The following is a 2,056-nucleotide window of genomic DNA, read 5'->3' as shown; positions in this document are numbered from 1 at the left end:
TTCGTGGACTTCGCGCTCGATGCCACCGCGTGTGCGGTGCGCGATGTGGCGGCCGACGTGCTGTCGCGGCACGAGGCCGAGTGGTCGGCCACCTTCGGCAAGCCGACGTTCGGCAAACAGGCCGACGCGCACGCCGACGACCACGACGGCAAGCTGTGGCAGGCGCTCGTTGACGCCGGTCTGCTCGCGCTCGCCCTGCCCGAATCGGCCGGCGGCGACGACCTCGGTGTCCTCGGTGTGGCTCCGCTGCTGCGCGCACTGGGCGCTGCGGCGGCGGTGACCCCGGCCATCGGTGCGATCGCGGCCGAACTGACCTTGCGGTCGGCCGACCCGGACACCCGCGCACGGCTCGCCGCGCCCCTCGTATCCGGTTCCTGGTATTCGGTGGCAGTCTCCGAGCCGGGCGACGCACTCGGCTCGCGGCCCACTGCGCATATCGTCGACGGCAAGCTCACCGGCATGAAAACCGGTGTGCTGCACGCCGATGGTGCGTCCGCATTCTTCGTGACCACGGCTGATGGCGTCGTGGTGGTGCCACGCGACGCGGACGGCGTGACCGTGCGGCGCACCCCGTCGTCCAGTGGTGCGGGTGAATACACCGTCACCTTCACCGATGTGGCGCTCGCTGATGGCGACATCTTCGGAATCGACTCGGCGGTGCTGCGTGATCAGTACCGGCTGGCACTGGCCCGCTACGCCGACGGACTCATCGATGGCGCCACCCGGCTGACCGCGGGCCACGTGTCCACCCGCGAGCAGTTCGGCAAGCCGATTGCCTTGTTCCAGGCCGTCTCTCAACAGCTCGCCGACATCTACGTCATCGGCCGCGGCATGGAACTGGCCACCACCGCGGCGGGCTGGCGGCTCTCGCAGGGTCTCGACGCAGGACGCGACCTGACTATCGCCACGTACTGGCTGGCCGCGGAGATCCCGGCCACGATGCGCACGATGACCCACCTGCACGGCGGGATCGGCGTCGACCTCACCTACCCGCTGCACCGCTACTTCTCCGTCGCCAAGGACCTCGCCCGCCTCGTCGGTGGCGCTGCCGTACAACTCGATGAGCTGGCTTCCATCGACGGTGCGCGCAGTGCGGCAGCGGAACCCGAGGATACGACGATGCTCGTCGATCTCACGCCCGAGCAATATGCCCTGCGTGGCGAAATGCGTTCGTACTTCACCGGGCTCGTGTCGGCCGACGATGCCCGCGAGATGCTGACCGACCGGCACGGCCCGGCCTACCGCAGGATCATCAAGCGGATGGGAACGGACGAACGCCTCGGTGTCGGCTGGCCGAAGGAGTATGGCGGCAAGGGTTTCGGCGAGATCGAACAGCAGATCTTCACCAATGAGGCTGTGCGAGCCGATGTCCCGCTGCCATCGGTGACGCTACAAACCGTAGGCCCGACGCTGCAGGCCCTCGGCACCGACGAGCAGAAGAAGCGGTTCCTGCCCGCGATCCTGGCCGGTGAGGTGCATTTCGCCATCGGATACACCGAACCCGATGCCGGCACCGACCTGGCGTCGCTCACCACCACCGCGGTCCGCGACGGCGATCACTATATTGTCAACGGGCAGAAGGTCTTTACCACCGGCGGCCATGACGCCGACTACATCTGGCTGGCCTGCCGCACCGATAAAGAAGCCCCGAAGCATAAGGGCATCACCATCCTGATCGTCGACACCACCGATCCCGGTTTCAGCTGGACCCCGATCATCACCGCCGACGGCGCCCACCACGTCAACGCCACCTACTACAACGACGTCCGTGTTCCGGTGTCGATGCGGGTGGGCGAGGAGGGCGGCGGCTGGCGCCTCATCACCACTCAGCTCAACCACGAACGTGTCATGCTCGGCCCGGCCGGCAAACTCGACGGCCTCGCCGAACACGTCCGCGAATGGGCGCGCGGTACCGGCCCCGACGGGACAGTGATCGGCGAACACACCGATGTGCGAAGAACTCTCGCCCAGATCGATGCCTATGTGCGGATCAACGAACTGCTCAACTGGCAGGTCGCTTCCACCGGCGAGGCGATCTCGATGGCCGACGCCGCGG

General features: G+C 67.4%; 1 protein-coding gene and 1 pseudogene. Both read left to right on the top strand.

The window, feature by feature from the left end; genetic code table 11:
* Nucleotides 1-3 precede the first annotated feature (3 nt).
* Nucleotides 4-1,005 (top strand): annotated as a pseudogene (locus KDB67_RS22195) (acyl-CoA dehydrogenase family protein); the annotation flags it as partial.
* Between the two features lie 114 nt (nucleotides 1,006-1,119).
* Nucleotides 1,120-2,056 (top strand): acyl-CoA dehydrogenase family protein (locus tag KDB67_RS22190; RefSeq protein ID WP_291020713.1); only part of this gene is annotated, 937 nt, incomplete at its 3' end.

The organism is Gordonia sp. (in: high G+C Gram-positive bacteria), assembly GCF_020438995.1.
Classification (GTDB): domain Bacteria; phylum Actinomycetota; class Actinomycetes; order Mycobacteriales; family Mycobacteriaceae; genus Gordonia.
Note: the sequence above shows the minus strand (reverse complement) of the source record. Positions and strands in the feature narration are given on the sequence as shown.